Below are 19,114 nucleotides of genomic sequence, written 5' to 3'. Positions count from 1 at the left end.
CGGGCATGCCGGTCCTAGGCCAAGCCATTGCGGCCATGCCGCCGGTAGCCCTCGCGCAATGCCAGCCGGTCGTAGTAGGCCGCCACCGCCGGCAGCGCCGGCTTCGCGAAAGGCGTTTCGAACCACCGGTTGACCGACAGGCCGACGGGAATGTCCGCCAGCGAGTAGCCGGCGCCCGCCACATGGCCGCCGGTGGCTTGCAGGCGCTGTTCCAGGATGCCCATGAACTGCGTCCACGCCTGTTGCGAGGCCTGGATCGCGGCGGGATCCTGATGGGCGGGCGACTGGCGCGCCAGGGCCATGAAGGCGTAGCTCCATGAGCGGTTCAGGTCCGTGGCCTGCCAGTCCATCCATTGATCCACCCGGGCGCGCAGGCGCGCCTCGGCCGGGTAGAGCGCGCCGTCGCCGTACTGGTTGGCCAGGTAGCGGATGATGCTGTTCGATTCCCACAGCGTGAAGTCGCCGTCCTGGATGACGGGCACCATGGCGTTCGGGTTGAGCGCCAGGAAGGCCGGCGCGTTGGTGGGCTGGAAACCCGAACCCCAGTCTTCGCGCTCGAAGGGCAGGTCGAGTTCGACGCAGGTCCACAGGACCTTGCGCACGTTGATGGATGAGGCTTTTCCCAGGATTTTCAGCATGAGGCGGACGGAGGGATGGACGATCGACCGGGCCAGTCTATGGCATGGCGCGTCCAGGCGGCAGATACAGTTTGCGTTTTCCCGGGCCGCAACAGTGCCGGCGCCGCCGGCCAACCGCCGCCGGCGAGGCCCGCTGGGCTAGGCATGGCCAGCCCGCGCCCGCGCTCCGGATCAGCCGGCCACGGCTTCGGGCTGGCTGCGCAGCCTGGGCACCGGCGAGGCGCAGATCACGGCGAATTGCAGCGCGAAGCCCAGCGCAGAGACCCACAGGCAGGCGGCGATGTCGACCTGCTCGGCCAGGGCCGCGCCGATCAGCGCACCGACGGGCCGGGCGCCGAAGGTGGCGGTCAGGATCACGGCCGATACGCGGCCCAGCATGGCGTTGGGCGTGACCGCCTGGCGCAGCGTGGTGGTGGCGATGGTCCAGAGGATGGGACCGGCGCCGAACAGGAAGAAGGCGAGCGCCGCCAGCGCGGGCGAGGGGCGCGCCAGGGTCAGCAGCATCAGGCCGCTGGCCAGCAGCGCGCACAGCGGGCCGGCGGCGATCAGCGCGCCGAAGCTCAGCCGGCGCGCCAGGCGCGGCGCCAGCAGCGCGCCGGCCAGCATGCCCAGGCCATAGATGCCCAGCGTCAGGCCCACGCCGGCGGCGTCCAGCCCCAGGTCGCGGATGGCATAGACCACGTACACGGCCTGCAGCACGAACCAGGCCACATTGAAGAACACGGCGGTGACCAGCACGGGCCGCAGCAGCGGATGGCGCAGCACGAAGGCGGCGCCGTCGGACAGTTCGCGTCCGATGTGGCGGCGCGTCGCCGTCGCGGCGGGCGCGTCGGCCGGCAGTCCCGCCAGCAGCAGGGCGGCCAGCAGCGACAGCGCGGTCGCCAGCGCGTAGGCGGCGGACGCGCCCAGCGCGCTGACCAGCGCGCCGCCGGCGGCCGGCCCGGCCGAGAAGGCGGCGCTGCGCGCCAGCTCCAGCCAGCGGTTGGCGCCGGCCAGCTCGGCCGGCCGCAGCAGCCGGGGCACCAGCGCGGGCGCGGCCACGTTGTAGGCGACGGTGCCGACGGCGCCCAGGAAACCCAGCGCGGCCAGCAGCGGCAGGGTCAACTGGCCGGACCAGAGCAGCGCCAGCAGGCACAGCAGGCTCACGGCGCGCGCACACTCGGCGGCGCTCATCAGCAGCCGGCGCTGCATGCGGTCGGCCAGCACGCCGGCGGGCAGCGACAGCAGCAGGAAGGGCAGGGTCTGGGCGGTCTGCAGATAGCCGGTCTGGGCGGCGTCGGCGCCCAGCGCCAGCACGGCGGCCAGCGGCGCGGCGGCCAGGGCGATCTGTTCGGAGAATTGGGCGGCCAGGTTGGACGAGGCCAGTCGGCGGAACGCCGGAGACAGGGAGGGCATGGAGGCGATGGCAGCCGGTGCGTTGGACGGGAACCGTCCTGGCGTGGCAGCGTGCGGCCAGGACGGCGGAGACGCCATCATGGCCGCCGCCGTCCGCCACGGCACTCCGCTACTTGCGCTGCCCGGCAGCCGCCTCAGGGGATGGGCGGATAGTCGCCGAAGCCGTCGGGCCAGGGCGTCAGCACTTCATAGCCGGTGTCGGTCACCACCACCATGTGCTCCCACTGCGCGGACAGCGAGCGGTCCTTGGTGACTACGGTCCAGCCGTCGGGCATCTGGCGCGTGGCCGGCTTGCCGGCGTTGATCATGGGCTCGATGGTGAACATCATGCCGGGTTGCAGCACCAGGCCCTCGCCGGGACGGCCGTAGTGCAGCACCTGCGGCTCGTCGTGATAGATCTGGCCGATGCCGTGGCCGCAGTACTCGCGCACGATGCTGAAGTGCTCGCGGTGCGCCACCGTCTGGATGGCGTGACCGATATCGCCCAGCGTGGCGCCTGGCTTGACGGCCATGATGCCGGCGCGCATGGCTTCGTAGGTGGTGCGGACCAGCCTGCGGGCCAGCGGGCTGGGCTCGCCGACGTAGTACATGCGGCTGGTGTCGCCGTACCAGCCGTCCTTGATGACGGCCACGTCGATGTTCAGGATGTCGCCGTTCTTGAGCACCTTGGACGACGGGATGCCGTGGCAGATGACGTGGTTGGGCGAGGCGCAGATGGTCTTGGGAAAGCCGTGGTAGCCGATGTTGGCGGGGATGGCCTGCTGCACCTTGACGATGTGGTCGTGGCAGATGCGGTCCAGCTCGTCGGTGGTGACGCCGGGCCGCACGTGCTCGGCCACCACCTGCAGCACTTCGGCCGCCAGCGCGCCGGCCTTGCGGGCCATTTCGATGTCGGCGGCGGATTTGATCGAGACCTTCCTGGCCATCACGCGGCCTCCCGATGGGCGTCTTGCGGCTGGCCCTGGGACAGGGCGGCGATGGAGAAGCCCTCGGCCTGCTCGATGCGGATCAGCAGCTGGCAGATGTCCGCGTGGCGCAGCTGGGGATACAGCTCGGACAGCATGCCGATGCGCATCCAGTGCTCGGCCTGGGAATTGATGGAGCGGCTGAGCGCGGCGCTGGCCACGCGCAGGTTCTCATGCATCTGCTCGGAGATCTTGACGATGCCCATGTAAGTGATCCGTATATGGTTTGTATATGGATCGTATCTTACTGCGGGCACCGGGCCCGGCGCAAATCGGACGGGGCGTCAGGCCGTCTTGGCCCGGCTGCGCTTGGCGGCGGCGGGCTTAGCCGCCTTGCCCGCACCCTTGGCGCCAGCCTTGGCCGAACCGCGCGCGGCTTCCTTGGCAGCGGCCACCGCGCCATCGAACTGCTCCATCCAGGCCAGCGCGTCCAGGTAGGACAGGAACTGGTGCAGATAGCCGGGCGAGAGCTGGCGCATCAGCGCCAGCGAGCGGTGGACCAGGTTGTTGGAATTGAGCGGGCCGGCATTGTCGGGCACCTGCTGTTCCGATTGGCGCAGCTGGCGGTTGGCGCTGACCTTGGCCCAGATATCGCGGTACACGTCCAGGAGCGGCAGCTCCGGGTAGGCGCCGCGCCAGGGCACCGCGTGGCCGGTGTCGAGCGCGCGGGCCAGGCTGGCCAGGGTGTCGGCGGGCAGGGGCGCGTCGATGGGCGTATCGGCGGCGGCGCAATCCCGCGCCTCGCGGCCAGGCGCTTGCGACGGCTCGGGCGCGGGGCCGCCGGGCGCGGCCTCGTCCCGCTCCAGGTCCGCCGCGTAGGCGTCGAGCAGGGCGGCCAGGCGCTGGTCCAGCAGCGCGCGGGCGGCGCCGGCATGCGGGGCGGCGCGTCGCTCCAGCGCTTCCATGAAGCGGAAGCGCACGGGATCCATGCGGTCGGCGCCGCGCTCGCGCCAGGCGTCCAGGCGCAGGCCGGCGGCGCTGCGGGGCAGGGCGGGGGCGCCGGTGGGCGCGTCCGCGTGGGCGCTGGCGGACTCGTCCACGGGGGCGCTCAAGGCCTGGCGGTCCTGATCGCTTTCCCGGGCGGTCGGGATCGGATCCCGTTCGCGCCCGGCGTCGGCCTGCGTGTGGTCACTCATTCGGTTTCTTGGCCGGGTCGCCGGCCAGGCGCGGCACCGGCGCGATTTCCACGCGGCGGTTCTTGGCCTGGCCCTCGGCGTCGGCGTTCGAGGCCACCGGCTGCTCCGAGCCGAAGGCCGCGGCGAACAGGGACGAGGACGGCACGCCGGTGTCGATCAGGGTGCGGGTGACGGTCAGCGCGCGCTGGGCCGAGAGATCCCAGTTGTCCGCGAAGCGGCGGTTGCCCTCGCGCACCTGCTGGTCGTCGGTGAAGCCGCTGACCATCAGGATTTCCTGGCGCGTGCCCAGGTAGGCGGTGAGCGGTTCGGCCAGGCTCCTGAGCAGCTCGCGGCCCTCGGGCTGGAGCTGGTCGGAGTTCAGCGCGAACAGCACGCTGCCGCTGATGCCGATGCGGCCGTTGACCAGCGTGACGCGGCCGGCGGCCAGCGGGCCGGCCAGCACCTGTTCCAGGCTTTCGCGGCGATGGGTTTCCTCCTGGCGCTGCTTGACCTCGTCTTCCAGCTGGGTCGACAGTTCGAGCTGCATGCCGATCACGCTGACCAGGATCAGCACGAACGAACCCAGCAGCACCGACATCAGGTCGCCGAAGACCGCCCAGGTGGGCGCGGTGCTGTCCACGCCGGCGTCGAAGTCCTCGCTCATGCGGCCTCGGTTCCCGCGTCGGCGCGCTGGCTGGCCAGGTGCTGCAGGTCTTCAATGATCTGCTTCTGCGACATCAGGCTCAGGTCCACCACTTCACGCGCCTGCGACACGTAGTAGGAGAGCTGTTCGTCGCCACGGGCGATGGACTTGTCCAGCGCCGCCTCGATGCGTTCGAGCTGCGTGGCCAGCTTGTCGTTGGACGCGCTGAACAGCTGCACCGCGGCGCCGAAGGCCTCGCCCAGGCTGGCCACTTCGACGGCGCTGCCGGTGACCTGGGCCGAGATCTCGGCCAGCTTGCCGGTTTCGGATTCGACGCGTTCCGAGAACTGCGCGCCCACCCGGTCCATCAGCTCCGAGGTGGTGCCGACCAGCGCGTCCACGGCGGCGCGTTGCTCGGTGGAGGCGAGGTTGACGGCGTCCAGCAGGGTCGCGAGCGTGTCGAGCAGGCGGCCGCGCTCTTCCAGCATGGCGTTGTCGTGGGCCAGGCTGTCGGACAGCTTCTGACGCAGTTCGCCGATGACCTCGGCGGCGGCGCGCGGCGCCTCGGACGCGGCCTGCGCCAGGCGCTCGATCTCGGCGATGGTGGCGCTGGCGTGGGTGTGGGTGTGCTCGGAGATGTCGCGCGCGGCCTGGGCCAGCGCGTCGCAGATTTCCTGCTGGCGGCTGGCGGTGGCGGCGCCGGTCTGCTGCCATTCCTCGCGCAGCGCGGCGGCCATGCCGGCCAGCGATCCGGTCCAGGCGTCCAGGCGGGCCTCGTCGCGGGCCACCAGGTCGCTTTGCAGGGCGACGGCGGCCTTGGGCGCCTCGGCGGCGGCATCGACCAGGCGGTTGATCTCGGCCAGCGTGTCGCTGGCGTGGGCGCGCGATTGATCCGAGATCTGGCGGGCGGTGTCGGCCAGCGCCTCGCAGATCTGCTGCTGGCGGCTGGCGGCATCGGCGCCGGCCTGCTGCCATTCCTGGCGCAGCGTGGCGGCCATCTCGGCCAGCGTGCCGGTCCACGCGTCCAGGCGGGCCTGGTCGCGGGCCACCAGCTCGGCCTGCAGGGCGACGGCGGCCTTGGGCGCCTCGGCGGCGGCATCGACCAGGCGGTTGATTTCCGCCAGCGTGCCGCTGGCCTGGGCGCGGCCTTGCTCGGAGATGTCCTGCGCGGCCAGCAGCAGGGCATCGCAGATTTCGCGCTGGCGGCTGGCGGCGTCGGCGCCGGCCTGCTGCCATTCCTGGCGCAGCGCGGCGGCCATCTCGGCCAGCGAGCCGCTCCAGGCGTCCAGGCGCTCGCGGTCGCGCGCGGCCAGCTCGCCCTGCAGGGCGAGGGCGGCCTTGGGCGCGTCGGCGGCGGCGTCGACCAGTCGGTTGATTTCCGCCAGCGTGCCGCTGGCCTGGGCCTGCGTCTGTTCGGAGATGCGCTGCGCGGCCAGGGCCAGCGCGTCACAGATTTCGCGCTGGCGGCTGGCGGCGTCGGCGCCAGCCTGCTGCCATTCCTGGCGCAGCGCGGCGGTCATCTCGGCCAGCGAGCCGCTCCAGGCGTCCAGGCGCTCGCGGTCGCGCGCGGCCAGTTCGTCCTGCAACGCGAGGGCGGCCTTGGGCGCGTCGGCGGCGGCGTCGACCAGCCGGTTGATCTCGGCCAGCGTGCCGCTGGCCTGGGTGCGCGCCTGCTCGCAGATGTTCTGCGCGGCGAGCGACAGCGCGTCGCAGATTTCGCGCTGGCGGCTGGCCGCCTCGGCGCCAGCCTGCTGCCATTCCTGGCGCAGCGCGGCGGTCATGTTCTCCAGCGAGGCCGTCCAGGCCTGCAGGCGATCCTGGTCGCGCGCGGCCAGCTCGGCCTGCAGCGCGGCGGCGGCCTTGGGCGCGTCGGCCGCGGCCTGCACCAGTCGGCTGATCTCGGCGATGGTCTCGCCGGCCTGCAGCTGGGTGTGGTCGGAGATGCGCTGGGCGGTCAGCGCCAGCGCGTCGCAGATCTCCTGCTGGCGGCCGGCGGTCTGCGCCGCCGCCTGTTCCCATTCCTGGCGCAGCGAGGCCGAGACCGAACCCAGCGATGCGTTCCAGGCGGCCAGGCGCTGCTCGTCGCGCGCCATCAGCGCGGCTTGCAGGTCGGCGTGGGACTGGCTCACGGCCTGCACCAGCGCGGCCGATTGGCGTTCCAGCGCGGCGGCGGCGGCGGCCAGGGCCTGTTGGTTGTCGCCAGCCAGCTTTTCGCCGGCGCGTTCCTGGCGCGACAGCGCGCCGTCCCAGACGTCGGACAGCTTGCCGGCCGAGGCCTCCATGCGCGTGGACATGCCATCCATCAGCGCGGCGGAACGCTGCTCGAAGGTGGCGGCGAACTGATCCAGCGAGACGCGCAGGTCGTTCGCCAGCGTTTCGTTGGCGCGCTGCTGGCCGTCCAGCGCGCGCGCCCAGATGCCGGCCACGTCGGCGGTGGATTCGCGGAATCCGGCGGACAGGCCGTCGAGCTGGCGCTGCACTGCGTCGGACACGGTGTCGCGCAGCGCGGCGGTCTCGCGCGCCAGGCCGGTCATGGTGGCTTCCACGACAGGCTGCAACGCCGCGCCGGCGGCGCGGGCGCTGTCGGCCACGCTGGCCTTGAGCGTCTGTTCGACCGAGGCGGCCAGGCGGCTGTAGGCGGCCTCGGCCTTGCCCTGGAAGGCGTCCTGGCTGGCGAGCTGGCGGTCATTCATGGCCTGGCCCTGGCGCTCGACGGCGTCGATCATGGCCTGCAGGCGTTCGGCCAGGGCCGGCATGGCGTCGGCCTGGCGCTGCAGCAGCTTGAGCGTTTCCTCGCGCTGGTAGCTTTGCGAATAGGGGCGCAGCGTGGTGGCGACGCGGGCGTCGAACTGCTGCGAGGCCAGGATGCGGTCGCGCCGGCAGAGCGCGGACAGCAGGCCCAGCATGGCCGAGGTGGCGACGCCGGCGATCGAGGTGCCGAAGGCGAAGCCCAGGCCCTTGACCGGCGCGGCCAGCGAGGCGCGGATGGCGTGCAGGTCGGTGGCGCTTTCCAGCGCCAGGCCGGTGCCCCGCAGCGTGACCACCATGCCCAGGAAGGTGCCGAGCATGCCCAGCAAGACCAGCAGGCCGACCAGGTAGGGCGTGAGCGAGGGGCCGGGCAGGGCGGCGCGCTCGCCTTCGATGCGCAGCCGGGCGGCGTGGCGCAGGCTGGGCGGCAGGGAGTCGAGCCAGCCGGCCAGCGAGGCGGGCGGGGCCTCCAGCCCGGCCACCGCCTGGCGCAGCCCGCTGGTGGCGCGGCCGTAGCGGTACAGCTCGAAGGCGCCCGCCATGTAGAACAGGGCGATCAGCAGCGTGACGCCGAGCGCCAATGGGTTCGAGCCGACATAGCCCGCGCCGATCCAGCCTGCCGCGGCCAGGCCCACAAGAAAAACGACCAGATTGATGAGGTATCGGGACATAGTGTCCTAATTAGCGGGTGCGAAGCGCCGCGAGCAGCCCTTCCACCGGTTGAAAACGAATATCCAGTTCGGCCAGCAACACGCTGCGCATGTCCTTGCGAAACGTGTCCAGCCAGGCGCCGGGCTTGGCCGGCGGCGGCATTTCCGCCGCCTCGGCTTCTTCCTGCGCCGATTGCTCGGCCTTGCGCAGCCGCTCGAAATGCGCGCCGAGCAGCGTCGGAATAGTCGTCATGAGGGCGCGTTCGCGCACGCTGAGCGATCTTTCCATGATGGCGTCCACCATCGCCAGCCGGGTCATTTCCGGATTGCGTCCGGCCAGCATGCCGCGCAGGCGGCTGCGCAGGCCGCCGATGCCGTTCTCCATCGTGTGCTGCAGCGACAGGTAGCGCTGGCGGAAGCTGGAGTAGTCGGCGTCGGTCGGCGCCTTGGGCACGGCCTGCGTCCGCGAGGGCGGCTGCCGGCCGCGGGGCCGGGCGGCGGTGAACTCGGTGTCGCTGGCGATGGCATCGGCCAGCGTGGTCCGCAGCTTCAGGCTTTCCCGGTCCTGCTCGCTGTCGAACGTCGGGCCGCCCGGCGCCATGGCCGGTGGCTTGCCATCCAGCACGGCGGCGAGCGCGATGGCGTCCGTCCAGCCCAGCCAGAGGCTGAGCCGGTCGGAAAGGGATTGTCCGGATTCGGGAACGTCGACGTCCGTCAGGCGAGCAAGCAAGCGAACGAGCGTCGGGCCGCTGAAACCTGTGCGCCGAGGGGCTTGCACCATACCACCAGAGCCAAAAAGGGGGGAGTTTACACGCTGGCGCGGCGGAAAGCGGACCCCAGGGCGGCGGCGGGCGGATGGAGCGGGGAAGACGCTTGGATTCCCCTGGGGGACGGAGCGCCGGCCGGGGCCGGCTCCACGAGGCGGACGGCCGTGGCGCCAACCGGGAAGCGCCGCCGCCGGATTCGGGCGGCGGCGTCCGTTCAGCGGCTTTCGGACGCGGGCTCGGGCTGGCGCACGGCGCGGATCCTGCCGCTGGTGCTGCCGCCGCAATAGAACACGCCGTCGCCCGCTTCCAGCCCGGAGACGTAGACGCCCGGCGGCATGAGCAGGCTCTCCTGCACTTCTCCGGTCTCGGGCGAGACGCGGCGCAGTTCGCTTTCGTCGTTTTCCCAGGTGCCGTGCCACAGGCCGCCGTTGGTCCACGTGACGCCGGTCACGTAGCGGTCCGAGGCGATGGTGCGCAGGATCTTGCCCGTGGCCGGGTCGATCTTGTGGATCTTGCGCTCGCGGTAATGCGCCACCCACAGCGCGCCCTCGGCCCAGGCCATGCCCGAGCAGCCCTCGGCGGGCGCTGGCAGCGTGGCCAGGATCTCGCCGCTGCGCGGGTCGACCTTCTGGATGCTCGGACCGGCGAGCTGGTACAGGTGCCGGCCGTCATAGGCGGTGCCGGCGCGCGCCGTCATCTTGATGATGCTGACGATCTTGCCGCTGGCCGGATCCATCGATTGCAGCGAATCGCCGGTGGCGAACCAGACCCGGCGGCCGTCGTGGCTGACGCCGTGGACATCGGTGACGCCGGGGAAGGGGCCGTATTCACGGACGATCTGGGCGGGAGCGGATTTCATGGCGGGGAGTCTCCGGATGGGAATGGAGCCATGCTAGTCCGCCGGCGGCAGCGGCGGGAGTAACAAAACCGTCGCGCATCCGGGCGGCGGCGGCGCGGCCCAGCGGCGCGCGCGCCCCTGTCCCAGCGGCTGGGCCTGGCCGGCGGCGGCCAGGGTTTCCAGGGCACGCTGCACCGAACGTTGGCTGGCGCCCAGCGCCAGGGCCAGCGCGGCGCTGGACCAGGGCTGGCCGTCCGCCAGCAGGGCTTGCAGTTCCGGGTGGGCGCTTTCGTCGGGCGGGGCCAGCGTCACGGCTTCGCAGCCGGGTGGCAGGGCCAGCGCATAGCCCCGGCGGCTGGCCCGGACCTCGGCCAGGCCCTTGAGCGCGACGCGCAGCCGGCCGGCCTCCACCCGCAGCCGGGCGCGATGGGTCTCGTCGGGCCGCCGCAGGCGGAAGACGGCGGCGATCAGCGCCTCGCGCGGCGCGTCGCCGGGCCAGGCCTCGGCCAGCTGGCGCGCCAGCGCGAACAGCACCGGCCGCCGCGACAGGTCCACCGTGGCCATGGGACTGCGCAGCGCCTGGCGGGCGGTGTCCGCCACCAGCGCGTCCGAGGCCATCAGCGCCTCGACTTCGTCCAGGCGCAGCAGGCGCTGCGCGCCGTGGTGGGTCAGCCTGGCCGCCGGGGCCTCCAGCAGGCGCGACAGCGCATCGGCCTCGGCTTGCAGCGCGCCGATACCGGATTCGCGCGCGGCGGCCCGGGCCTGGGCCAGCGCCAGCCGGGCGGGTTCTGCCTGCAGGCGGCGCAGCGCGATGCCGGCGGCGGCCAAGGCATGCACCGCCCGCGCGGCGGCGGGCAGCGGCGCCTGATCCCAGCCCGCGATGGCGACGGCGGCGTCGTCGGCACGGCCCAGCAGCAGCAGGCGCCGCGCATGCAGCAGCCGGGCATGCGCGGCGTTGGCGAGGTCGCCGTGCCGCAGCAGGGCCTGGCGGGTGGATTCCAGCGTTTCGTCGGGCCAGTCCAGGTCGCGCATCGCCAGCGCCACGTCGGCTTCGGCCAGCTCGCAGCGCGCCCGCGCCAGCTCCTGCTCCGGGCGGAACGCGCGGGCCGCGCGCCGCAGCAGGGCGCGGGCGCGTTCCAGGTCGCCCAGCTGGGCCAGGGCGATGCCACGCAGCGCCAGCGCCGGCGGGTCGCCGCGCAGCGCGACATGGTGCAGCGCGTCCAGCGGATCGCCCGCGGCGAGCGCGCGGGCGGCGGCGGCCAGGGGCGCGTCCATGGGATGTCCCGGCGCGGCGGCCTCAGCCCTGGGACAGGGTCACGGCGCCAAAGGTCATCCACACGCAGGCGGTTTCCGACGCCTGTCCGCGATAGGTGCCGCTGGCGCCGCCCAGGCGCATGGCCACGGCGGCGAATTCCCAGGCCCGCATGTCGTCGCATTCGACTTTTCGATTGCTGTACTCGGGCAATCCATGGGCTTCGCCGAAGGCGCGCGCCAGCTCGGCGTGTTCGGCCAGTTCCGGCGGCACGGACGGGTGATCCCAGCCCCACAGGAAGGATCCGTCGTCGCTGTTGGTGGTGCCGACGATCTGGACAGGGGCCGAGGCATGCATGCCGTCGGGCAGCACGAAGCGGATCAGCCCTTCGTCCATGTCCACCGACCAGCGCTCGGCTTGGTCCAGGTGCCAGGAACCGCAATGGGCGGCGGTGGCGGCCTTCATGCCTTCCAGGCTCTGCGCGATATAGACGCGGGGGTCGGCGGGGGCGGTGTTGTGGGCGTCGGTCATGAGTGGATGGTTCCAGGAAAGGGGTAAGAGTGATGACGTGGGTCAGGCCGAGGCCGGACGCGGCAACAGATAGGCCACGGTGTCGCGCCCGTAGTGCGTTTCTGTGCCGGCCTGGACGAAGCCGAGTTTTTCGAGCACGCGCCGCGAGGCCAGGTTGTCCGGCCAGGCGACGGCGGACAGGGCCGCGACATCCAGCATGCGCCAGGCATAGTCGCACAGCTGGCGGCCGGCTGCGGTGGCGCAGCCCCGGCCCCAGGCGCGCCGTTGCAGCCGGTAGGCGAGCTGGATGCGGTCGGTGCCGGGCAATGGCGTCAGGCTGGCCCAGCCGACCGCGTCGCCGTCGGCCACCACGGCCCAGTGGCCGAGCTTGCCGGGCGCCTCGCGCAGCCAGTCCAGCAGTTCGCGGCGGCGCGCCTCGGTGGCCGGCTTGACGCCGGTGCTGTAGCGCATGACCTCGGGGTCGGACTCCAGGGCCAGCAGCATGGGCACGTCGTCCACGCACATGCGGCGCAGGGCAACCGGCGGACGTTCGGCTGGGACAGTGATGATGGGCATGAACCGGGCTGGCGCGGGCGATCTGGGTATCTGTTGCGGCGAGGATAGCAGACCTTGCCGTTGCCGGCTGTCACCTGCATCGGTCCTTGGAAATATAATTAGCTGCCATATGATATGCTGCCTTCTTATTTTTTGAGGAGCGGTACATGGACAGTCCGGACGGCATGCTGGAACCCAAGCACCACGCTTTGCTGAACGAGTCGGCGCGCCGGAGGCTGCCGTCGGCGGACGGCGTGCGCCTGTGCTTCCAGCTGCTGGCCACGGCCAGCGCGATCGACCGCGATTGCGCGGCGCGGTTGGCGCCGCGCGGCCTGTCCGAAGGCAAGTTCGTGTTGCTGTTCCTGTTGCACGGCCAGTCCGGCGGCCTGTCGCCGCATGAATTGGCCGAGCGCGCCGGTGTCACGCGCGCCACCGTTACCGGCCTGCTCGATGGGCTGGAGCGCGACGGTTTCCTGCGGCGCGAGGCCGATGAGGTCGACCGGCGGCGGGTGCAGGTGCTGTTGAGCGCAAAGGGCAAGGCCATTGCGACGAAGCTGTTCGCCGAGCACACGCAATGGATAGGCGGGCTGTTCGAAGCCCTGTCCCCGGCGGAACGCAAGCGGCTGGGTGAATTGCTGGGCAAGGTCTGGCGAGCCACGGACAGCGGCCGCGCGGCGTTGCAGGAGGTGGCGCGATGAGCAGGAAGGCAGCCAAGACGCCCGCCGCCGGACGCGGCGTGCAGGACATCAGCCTGGCGCGGCGCGCGCAGTTGGACGCCGGCGCGCCGGCGTCCAACCTGACCGAGTGTCTGGCGGTGGATTTCGCCGCGCTGATGGCGGTCGCCGTGCCGCAGGCCGGCGCCGATGCGGCCGCCGCTATGCGCGCGGCGTCGGCGCAGGGCATTTCCCGGCGCATGGCGCTGGCCGGCGCCCTGATGCTGGAGCGCCTGGGGCCGGCCGGCTTCGACGCGCTGCGCGGGCACGCGTCCGACACGGTGCGCGGTTGGGCCTGCTTCATGGCGGGCGCGATGCCGGGCCTGGACCTGGAAGCGCGGCTGCGCCTGATCCGGCCGCTGGCGGACGACGCGCACTTCGGCGTCAGGGAATGGGTCTGGATGGCGCTGCGCCCCGGACTGGCGGCGGAACTGCGGCGCTCGGTGGCCTTGCTGACGCCGTGGACCAAGGAACCGTCGGAGCGCCTGCGCCGCTTCGCCAGCGAGTCGCTGCGTCCGCGCGGCGTGTGGTGCGCACACATCGCTGAACTCAAGGCCGATCCCGGGATCGGTTTGCCCTTGCTGGCGCCGCTGCGCGCCGATCCCTCGGTATATGTGCAGGACTCGGTGGCTAACTGGCTGAACGACGCCAGCAAGGACCAGCCGGATTGGGTGCGCGGCGTATGCGCGCGCTGGCAGGCCGACGCGCCGGCCGAGGCCACACTGCGGATCTGCAGGCGCGCGCTGCGCACGGTCGGCGCCTGAGGCTGGCGCCGCCGTGGCCAGGGCGGCGCTCAGGCTTCGGCTTGCAAAGCCGCGAGTCGGGCATTGTTCGCCACATTACACGCGCATGACGGCGTCGCCTGAGCGGCGTTCGCGCTGCCCGGCGCCGGTCATGCGGCGGACATGCGGGCGTCATATCGTCTGCGTTTTTTGGAGATCGGGCCATGCGCATCCGGGACGGGGAAATCAAGGACGCCGCGGCGATCGCCGCATTGCTGGGCGAACTGGGCTATCCCGGCACGGAGGATTTTTGCGCCGACAAGATCGCGCGCATCGCCGCGCATCCGGACGCGCGCCTGCTGGTCGCGCAAGCCGGGGACGGCGGCGTGCAGGGCTTCATCGGCCTGCATTTCATCGTGCAGCTGGCCTTGCCGGGCGACTTCTGCCGCATCACGTATTTCTGCGTCAGCGAGGCGGCGCGCGGCCTGGGCGTGGGTCGCGAGCTTGAAGAGACGGCCGCGCGGCTGGCGCGCGAGCGCGGCTGCGACCGCATCGAGGTGCATTGCCACGAGCGCCGCGTCGACGCGCACCGTTTCTATTACCGCCAGGGGTATGAGGAATCGCCGAAGTACCTGATGAAGCGCGCATGACGCCGCTCTTCGAGGCAACAGGGCTCAGGCCAGCGCCTGCAACGCTTCCCTGAACGCCCGTGCCGCCGGTCCCAGCGGCTGGTCGATGCGATGCGCCAGATAGGTCTCGACGGCGACCTGGCTGCCCCGGCCCAGGCTGCTGGTGGGCAGTCGCAGCAGCCGGCCCTCGGCCAGGTCGCGCTCGGCCTGCCACAGCGGCAGCCGGCCCCAGCCCAGGCCGGCCAGGATCATGGCGTGCTTGGTGTCCTGGCCGCTGACGCGGCAGGTCTGCGGCGACAGCACGGCGAAATCGCGGCCCTGGCTCAACGGCGAGGCATCGGTCTGCACGATCTGCACATGGTCGGCCAGCTCGGCCGGCTCCAGCATCTGCCCGGCGACGACGCGGCCGGCCAGCGCATGGCCGGCGCCGACCACCGCCACCATCTGCACCGAGGACAGCGCCTGCACCGCGATGCGCGGGTCGCGGAAATGCTCGCCGGCGATGATGCCCAGGGCGTGGCTGCGGTCCAGCAGGGCGGCGATCGGGCCGCCCAGCGGCAGCACCGTGACGCGCGGCGCCACCGACGGGTAGGCTGCGCGCATGCGGCACAGCGCGGCGCCCACGTGGGCGATGGGAAACAGCGTATCGACGACCAGCGGCAGTTCGAGTTCAACGCCTTCGCCCAGCCCCTGCGCGCGCGCCCGCATGGCGTCGACCCGCAGCAGGATGTCGCGGGCATTGGCCAGCAGTGCCTGGCCCTGCGGCGTCATGACGGGACGCCTGCCCTGGCGGTCGAACAGCGACACGCCCAGTTCGGATTCCATGTTGGCGATGGCATGGCTGACGGCCGACTGCACCCGCGACAGCTGGCGGGCGGCGGCGCGGAAGCTGCCGGCGTCGGCCACGGCGGCGAACACGCGCAATTGGTCCAGGGTGAGGGCGTCCAGCATGGGCGTCAGTGATCTATGGAATCGATCGGTTGCGTCAAAAGATTATCACTTAACAGGATCGCCACGGACGGGCATGCTGGCGGCTTCGATACGCGGACACAGAAGGCGGCGATGGACCAGCACGAGACCCGGACGGCCCGGGCGCGGGAGACGGAGCAGGGCATGCGGCGCACAGGCGACGGGCAGGGCGGGACGCCGGCGGGCACGCGCTGGGCGGCGGTGCTGGCCATCGTGGGCGCGGGCGTGGTGGCGGCGTTGCAGGTGGGCAAGGTCATCATCGCCGCGCCGCTGTTGCGGCGGGACATGGGGCTGGACTTGGCCGCCGTCGGTTCGCTGACGGCGGTGTTCTCGGTGCTGGGCATGGTCGGCGGCATCGCGGCCGGCGGCGTGATCGCGCGCTTCGGCGCGCGCCGCATGCTGCTGCTGGGGCTGGCGGCCACCGCGCTGGGCACGGCCGCGGGCGCGGCGGCGCCGGGCTACAGCGCGCTGCTGGCATCGCGCGTGCTCGAAGGGCTGGGTTTCCTGATGATCACCGTGGCGGGGCCGGCGGCCTTGCAGCGGCTGGTGACGCCGGCGCGGCGCGACCTGGCCTTCGCGCTGTGGAGCTGCTACATGCCGGGGGGCATGGCCGTCGCCATGCTGGCCTCGCAGGCCTTCGCGGACTGGCATGCGTACTGGTGGTGCGCGGGCGCGGCGGCGCTGCTGGCGTTGGCCTGCGTGGCGCTGCTGGCGCCACCGTCCGCCGCCGGCGCAAGCCTGTCCTGGCGCGGCCTGCGGCAGGACACGATCGACACGCTGGGCACGGCCGGTCCGGTGCTGCTGTCGCTGACCTTCATGCTGTACAGCCTGATGTTCTTCGCGCTGTTCAGCTTCCTGCCGGTCCTGCTGATGGAGCGGCTCGGACTGTCGCTGGCGCAGGCCGGCCTGTACAGCGCCATCGCCACCGTCGCCAACGTTATCGGCAACCTGGGGGCGGGCATGCTGCTGGCGCGCGGCTGGCGGCGTTCGACGCTGATCGCGATCGCCTGCGCATCGATGGCCCTGATCGCCTTGCTGATCTTCCGCTCGGGCGCGCCGGCCATGACGATCTTCCTGCTGTGCGTGGCGTTTTCGGCCGTTGGCGGCCTGATCCCGGCCACGCTGCTGGGCTCGGCGCCGCTGCTGGCGCCCAGGCCGGCGCTGGCGGCGGCCTCGGTCGGCCTGGTCATGCAAGGCAGCAACCTGGGCCAGGTGATCGGGCCGGTCACGGTGGGCGCCGTGATCGATCGCCACGGCTGGCCCAGCGCCGCCTGGGTGGTGGTCGCGGCCGGCGCGGGCGGCCTGCTGATCGCCTGGGGGCTGCGCCGCCTGGGCCGGCGCGCGTCGCACGCGGCGCGGCTCTAGTGTGCTGTCCCGCAGGGGCGCTCACACGAAGTCCAGTCCTGGCCGCTACGGGTTTTCATCAATTCCCGCGCGGCTTGGGCTGCTTACAATTATCCATATTGTGAATTATTGTCCACAATATGGATAAAAATATGCCCGTAGAGACACCCGACCAGACTCCCTTGATGCCTTACCAGTACCCGAATCCGCCGGACGCGCTGCCGGAGATCGTGGTGCCTCACGCCATCCCGCAGGACGAGCGCCTGTGGGTGCCGCAGGCCGAGAACGTGTGGTTCCGGCCGCTCTGTCTGAACGCCAGCCAAGGCTATTGGATGAACCTGCTCAGGGTCCGCAAGTCCGGCGTGCTGAGCCGCCACCGCCATCCGCAGGCGGTGCATGGCTTCGTGCTCAAGGGACGCTGGCGCTACCTGGAACATGACTGGGAGGCCGTGGAAGGCAGCTATGTGTTCGAGCCGCCCGGCGAGACCCACACGCTCTATGTGCCCGAGGACGTCGAGGAAATGATCACGTACTTCCAGGTCAACGGCGTCATGTACTACACGGATCCCTGGGGCAAGGGCATGGGCTTCGAGGACGTGTTCACCAAGATCGACATGTGCCGCAAGCACTTCGAGGCAGTCGGCCTGGGCGCCGGCTACGCCGACCAGTTCATCCGCTGATCCAGTCCGGCTGGCGCCGTGGCGCCGCACGCCAGCCGCCGCATTGCAGGCGCCGCCCGCGCGGCCGTCCGGCCATGCTTCGTCCGGATCCGTGCCGCGCATCACCACAGCACAAGACCAAAGAGCAAGGGAGACAAGATGAGTGAGCACAATATGCGGCGCCGCGTCCTGGCGCGCGGCGCGGCGGCGATGGCCGCGCTGGCGTTGTTCGGCGGGCAGGCCATGGCGGCGGATTTTCCCAGCCGGCAGATCGAGCTGATCGTGCCGTTCCAGCCCGGCGGCGGCACCGACGGCGTGGCGCGCGCCTTCGCCGAGGCGGCCCGCACGCACATTCCGCGCAGCATCGTGGTGCTGAACAAGCCCGGCGCCAGCGGCGCCATCGGCTGGACCGAGATGATCAACGCCAAGCCCGACGGCTACAAGCTCGCGGTGGTGACGGTGGAGCTGGTCACGCTCAAGCCCATGGGGCTGGTGAAGTTCAACCAGGACGACATCCAGCCCATCATCCAGTTCAACGCCGATCCGGCCGCCATCACCGTGCACGCGGACGCGCCCTGGAACACGCTGCAGGAGTTCCTGGCCGACGCCAGGAAGACGGCGGGCAAGGTGTCGGTGGGCAATGCCGGCAACGGCTCGATCTGGCACTTCGCGGCGGCGGCGCTTGGGGAAAAGACCGGCATCGAGTTCAACCACATCCCGTTCCAGGGCGCCAGCCCGGCCGTGCAGGCCTTGCTGGGCAAGCACGTGGACGCGGTGGCCGTCAGCCCGGCCGAGGTGGCGCAGTACGTGCTCGCCGGCAAGCTGAAGATGCTGGGCGTGATGGCGGACCAGCGCGTGAAGAACTTCGCCAAGGTGCCCACGTTCAAGGAAATGGGCATAGATCTGAGCCTGGGCACCTGGCGCGGCATCGCCGGGCCGAAGAACCTGCCGCCGGAAGTCCTGGCGTATCTCAAGGCCGAGTCGCGCAAAGCGATCGACGAGCCCGCCTTCCGCGAGGTTCTGGAGAAGCAGTACCTGGGCTTCTCCTATGCCGACGACAAGGGCTTTCGCGACAACATGACGCGTGACGCGGCCGTCTTCACCGAACTGGTGAAGACGCTGCCCATGAAGAACTGAGTCCGGCGCGAGGAAGGCATGCAAGCGATGGACATGACGTATCGGCAGGACATTCTCGCGGGCAGGACGGCCCTGGTGGCCGGCGCCACCCAGGGCATCGGCGCGGCCATCGCCAACCAGCTGGCGGCGATGGGCGCCCGGGTGGTGGCGCTGGGCCTGGGGCCGGGCGATGGCACGCTGGACGCCTCGGTGCGCACGCGCCAGGCCGACGTCACGCGCCAGCACGACGTGGACGCGGCGCTGGCCGACTTCGACCGCCTCGATATCCTGTTCAACTGCGCTGGCATCATCAAGCGCGGCCAGGAGCACGATCCGGACGTGTTCCAGCAGGTGCTGGACGTGAACCTGACCGGCACCATGCGGGTCTGCGCCGCCGCGCGGCCCGCGCTGAAGGCGGCGCGCGGCTGCATCGTCAACACGGCGTCCATGCTGACGTTCTTCGGCGGCGGACTGGTGCCCGGCTACGCCGCCAGCAAGGGCGGGGTGGGGCAGCTGACCAAGTCGTTGGCGATCGCCTACGCGCCGGACGGCATCCGCGTCAACGCGGTGGCGCCCGGCTGGATCGCCACGCCGCTGACCCAGGCGCTGCAGGACGACCCGGCCCGCGCCGGGCCCATTCTGGCGCGCACGCCGCTGGCGCGCTGGGGCACTCCCTAGGATGTGGCGCGGGCGGCGGTGTTCCTGTGCACGCCAGCTGCCGCTTTCATGACGGGCGTGGTGCTGCCGGTGGACGGGGGATACATGGTGGCCTAGCGTCGTTTTCAGCCTCGACAGGCAGCAAGGCCGCGCGGGCGTGAGCGGCGGGTTATGCTGTCCCGCCTTTCCGCCCGCTTTCTTTATCCGCGCGGCCGCAGCCGCGCCCGGA

19 protein-coding genes and 1 pseudogene are annotated in these 19,114 nt (G+C 71.6%); 7 read left to right on the top strand and 13 right to left on the bottom strand.

What is annotated here, in order from left to right:
- Positions 1 to 14 precede the first annotated feature (14 nt).
- From C2U31_RS22070 to C2U31_RS22015, 12 genes are all read right to left on the bottom strand, one after another.
- Positions 15 to 638 carry a glutathione S-transferase family protein gene (locus tag C2U31_RS22070; protein ID WP_103274739.1) on the bottom strand — a complete coding sequence of 208 codons (624 nt, stop codon included), beginning with the start codon at positions 636 to 638 and terminating at the stop codon, positions 15 to 17.
- 171 nt (positions 639 to 809) lie between these two features.
- Entirely contained in the window at positions 810 to 2,033 is a 1,224-nt protein-coding gene (locus tag C2U31_RS22065) for an MFS transporter (protein ID WP_103274738.1), read from the bottom strand.
- Between the two features lie 134 nt (positions 2,034 to 2,167).
- Positions 2,168 to 2,959 carry a type I methionyl aminopeptidase gene (map, locus tag C2U31_RS22060; protein WP_103274737.1) on the bottom strand — a complete coding sequence of 264 codons (792 nt, stop codon included), beginning with the start codon at positions 2,957 to 2,959 and terminating at the stop codon, positions 2,168 to 2,170.
- Positions 2,959 to 3,204 (bottom strand): ParD-like family protein, encoded by a 246-nt coding sequence (locus C2U31_RS22055; protein ID WP_103274736.1) that lies wholly within the window; start codon positions 3,202 to 3,204, stop codon positions 2,959 to 2,961. Before C2U31_RS22055 ends, map begins: the two co-directional genes overlap by 1 nt.
- 78 nt (positions 3,205 to 3,282) lie before the next feature.
- Entirely contained in the window at positions 3,283 to 4,134 is an 852-nt protein-coding gene (locus C2U31_RS22050) for a DUF2894 domain-containing protein (protein WP_103274735.1), read from the bottom strand.
- Complete coding sequence (locus C2U31_RS22045) at positions 4,127 to 4,777, bottom strand: OmpA family protein (protein ID WP_103274734.1); 651 nt, start codon at positions 4,775 to 4,777, stop codon at positions 4,127 to 4,129. Before C2U31_RS22045 ends, C2U31_RS22050 begins: the two co-directional genes overlap by 8 nt.
- A complete protein-coding gene (locus tag C2U31_RS22040; protein ID WP_103274733.1) occupies positions 4,774 to 8,175 on the bottom strand; it encodes a DUF802 domain-containing protein in 3,402 nt (1,133 codons plus the stop codon). Before C2U31_RS22040 ends, C2U31_RS22045 begins: the two co-directional genes overlap by 4 nt.
- Before the next feature lie 10 nt (positions 8,176 to 8,185).
- The gene (locus C2U31_RS22035; protein ID WP_103274732.1) at positions 8,186 to 8,935 is read right to left on the bottom strand and encodes a DUF3348 domain-containing protein; all 750 of its coding nucleotides are present in this window, start codon (positions 8,933 to 8,935) and stop codon (positions 8,186 to 8,188) included.
- A 200-nt stretch (positions 8,936 to 9,135) separates the two neighbouring features.
- Positions 9,136 to 9,780 carry a glutamine cyclotransferase gene (locus C2U31_RS22030; RefSeq protein WP_103274731.1) on the bottom strand — a complete coding sequence of 215 codons (645 nt, stop codon included), beginning with the start codon at positions 9,778 to 9,780 and terminating at the stop codon, positions 9,136 to 9,138.
- 33 nt (positions 9,781 to 9,813) lie between these two features.
- Complete coding sequence (locus C2U31_RS22025) at positions 9,814 to 11,034, bottom strand: helix-turn-helix domain-containing protein (protein ID WP_103274730.1); 1,221 nt, start codon at positions 11,032 to 11,034, stop codon at positions 9,814 to 9,816.
- A 22-nt stretch (positions 11,035 to 11,056) separates the two neighbouring features.
- Positions 11,057 to 11,542 carry a DUF6882 domain-containing protein gene (locus C2U31_RS22020; RefSeq protein ID WP_103274729.1) on the bottom strand — a complete coding sequence of 162 codons (486 nt, stop codon included), beginning with the start codon at positions 11,540 to 11,542 and terminating at the stop codon, positions 11,057 to 11,059.
- Positions 11,543 to 11,584: 42 nt separating this feature from the next.
- Positions 11,585 to 12,097 carry a GNAT family N-acetyltransferase gene (locus C2U31_RS22015; protein ID WP_103274728.1) on the bottom strand — a complete coding sequence of 171 codons (513 nt, stop codon included), beginning with the start codon at positions 12,095 to 12,097 and terminating at the stop codon, positions 11,585 to 11,587.
- A 146-nt stretch (positions 12,098 to 12,243) separates the two neighbouring features.
- Here C2U31_RS22015 and C2U31_RS22010 point away from each other — a divergent pair, with 146 nt between their 5' ends.
- The 3 genes from C2U31_RS22010 (at position 12,244) to C2U31_RS22000 (ending at position 14,161) form a co-directional block, all read left to right on the top strand.
- The gene (locus tag C2U31_RS22010) at positions 12,244 to 12,774 is read left to right on the top strand and encodes a MarR family winged helix-turn-helix transcriptional regulator (RefSeq protein ID WP_233772460.1); all 531 of its coding nucleotides are present in this window, start codon (positions 12,244 to 12,246) and stop codon (positions 12,772 to 12,774) included.
- On the top strand, positions 12,771 to 13,553 hold the full coding sequence (locus tag C2U31_RS22005) for a DNA alkylation repair protein (protein WP_103274727.1): 783 nt from the start codon (positions 12,771 to 12,773) through the stop codon (positions 13,551 to 13,553). The genes C2U31_RS22010 and C2U31_RS22005 overlap by 4 nt, the downstream gene beginning before the upstream one ends.
- A 182-nt stretch (positions 13,554 to 13,735) precedes the next feature.
- A complete protein-coding gene (locus C2U31_RS22000; RefSeq protein WP_103274726.1) occupies positions 13,736 to 14,161 on the top strand; it encodes a GNAT family N-acetyltransferase in 426 nt (141 codons plus the stop codon).
- Positions 14,162 to 14,185: 24 nt separating this feature from the next.
- Here C2U31_RS22000 and C2U31_RS21995 read toward each other — a convergent pair whose 3' ends face one another.
- On the bottom strand, positions 14,186 to 15,091 hold the full coding sequence (locus C2U31_RS21995; protein ID WP_103274725.1) for a LysR family transcriptional regulator: 906 nt from the start codon (positions 15,089 to 15,091) through the stop codon (positions 14,186 to 14,188).
- A gap of 162 nt (positions 15,092 to 15,253) precedes the next feature.
- Here C2U31_RS21995 and C2U31_RS21990 point away from each other — a divergent pair, with 162 nt between their 5' ends.
- From C2U31_RS21990 to C2U31_RS21975, 4 genes and pseudogenes are all read left to right on the top strand, one after another.
- Complete coding sequence (locus tag C2U31_RS21990; RefSeq protein ID WP_103274724.1) at positions 15,254 to 16,474, top strand: CynX/NimT family MFS transporter; 1,221 nt, start codon at positions 15,254 to 15,256, stop codon at positions 16,472 to 16,474.
- A gap of 131 nt (positions 16,475 to 16,605) precedes the next feature.
- Positions 16,606 to 17,133: a 2,4'-dihydroxyacetophenone dioxygenase family protein gene (locus tag C2U31_RS21985; protein WP_103274723.1), complete on the top strand. Its 528-nt coding sequence runs from the start codon at positions 16,606 to 16,608 to the stop codon at positions 17,131 to 17,133.
- A 138-nt stretch (positions 17,134 to 17,271) separates the two neighbouring features.
- Positions 17,272 to 18,249 carry a tripartite tricarboxylate transporter substrate binding protein gene (locus C2U31_RS21980; protein ID WP_233772458.1) on the top strand — a complete coding sequence of 326 codons (978 nt, stop codon included), beginning with the start codon at positions 17,272 to 17,274 and terminating at the stop codon, positions 18,247 to 18,249.
- Between the two features lie 33 nt (positions 18,250 to 18,282).
- A pseudogene (locus C2U31_RS21975) lies at positions 18,283 to 19,002 on the top strand (SDR family NAD(P)-dependent oxidoreductase).
- Positions 19,003 to 19,114 lie beyond the last annotated feature (112 nt).

It is taken from the genome of Achromobacter sp. AONIH1 (genome assembly GCF_002902905.1).
In the GTDB taxonomy this organism is placed as follows: Bacteria; Pseudomonadota; Gammaproteobacteria; order Burkholderiales; family Burkholderiaceae_B; genus Achromobacter.
Note: the sequence above shows the minus strand (reverse complement) of the source record. Positions and strands in the feature narration are given on the sequence as shown.

Bases quoted from the DNA above. Each gene is read 5' to 3' on its own strand.
- C2U31_RS21980 (WP_233772458.1), top strand. From the start codon at position 17,272: ATGAGTGAGCACAATATGCGGCGCCGCGTCCTGGCGCGCGGCGCGGCG.
- C2U31_RS22005 (WP_103274727.1), top strand. From the start codon at position 12,771: ATGAGCAGGAAGGCAGCCAAGACGCCCGCCGCCGGACGCGGCGTGCAG.
- C2U31_RS22025 (WP_103274730.1), bottom strand. From the start codon at position 11,034: ATGGACGCGCCCCTGGCCGCCGCCGCCCGCGCGCTCGCCGCGGGCGAT.
- C2U31_RS21990 (WP_103274724.1), top strand. From the start codon at position 15,254: ATGCGGCGCACAGGCGACGGGCAGGGCGGGACGCCGGCGGGCACGCGC.
- C2U31_RS22055 (WP_103274736.1), bottom strand. From the start codon at position 3,204: ATGGGCATCGTCAAGATCTCCGAGCAGATGCATGAGAACCTGCGCGTG.
- C2U31_RS22050 (WP_103274735.1), bottom strand. From the start codon at position 4,134: ATGAGTGACCACACGCAGGCCGACGCCGGGCGCGAACGGGATCCGATC.
- C2U31_RS21985 (WP_103274723.1), top strand. From the start codon at position 16,606: ATGCCCGTAGAGACACCCGACCAGACTCCCTTGATGCCTTACCAGTAC.
- C2U31_RS22040 (WP_103274733.1), bottom strand. From the start codon at position 8,175: ATGTCCCGATACCTCATCAATCTGGTCGTTTTTCTTGTGGGCCTGGCC.
- C2U31_RS22030 (WP_103274731.1), bottom strand. From the start codon at position 9,780: ATGAAATCCGCTCCCGCCCAGATCGTCCGTGAATACGGCCCCTTCCCC.
- C2U31_RS22065 (WP_103274738.1), bottom strand. From the start codon at position 2,033: ATGCCCTCCCTGTCTCCGGCGTTCCGCCGACTGGCCTCGTCCAACCTG.
- C2U31_RS22020 (WP_103274729.1), bottom strand. From the start codon at position 11,542: ATGACCGACGCCCACAACACCGCCCCCGCCGACCCCCGCGTCTATATC.
- C2U31_RS21995 (WP_103274725.1), bottom strand. From the start codon at position 15,091: ATGCTGGACGCCCTCACCCTGGACCAATTGCGCGTGTTCGCCGCCGTG.
- C2U31_RS22000 (WP_103274726.1), top strand. From the start codon at position 13,736: ATGCGCATCCGGGACGGGGAAATCAAGGACGCCGCGGCGATCGCCGCA.
- C2U31_RS22035 (WP_103274732.1), bottom strand. From the start codon at position 8,935: ATGGTGCAAGCCCCTCGGCGCACAGGTTTCAGCGGCCCGACGCTCGTT.
- C2U31_RS22045 (WP_103274734.1), bottom strand. From the start codon at position 4,777: ATGAGCGAGGACTTCGACGCCGGCGTGGACAGCACCGCGCCCACCTGG.
- C2U31_RS22015 (WP_103274728.1), bottom strand. From the start codon at position 12,097: ATGCCCATCATCACTGTCCCAGCCGAACGTCCGCCGGTTGCCCTGCGC.
- C2U31_RS22070 (WP_103274739.1), bottom strand. From the start codon at position 638: ATGCTGAAAATCCTGGGAAAAGCCTCATCCATCAACGTGCGCAAGGTC.
- C2U31_RS22010 (WP_233772460.1), top strand. From the start codon at position 12,244: ATGGACAGTCCGGACGGCATGCTGGAACCCAAGCACCACGCTTTGCTG.
- map (WP_103274737.1), bottom strand. From the start codon at position 2,959: ATGGCCAGGAAGGTCTCGATCAAATCCGCCGCCGACATCGAAATGGCC.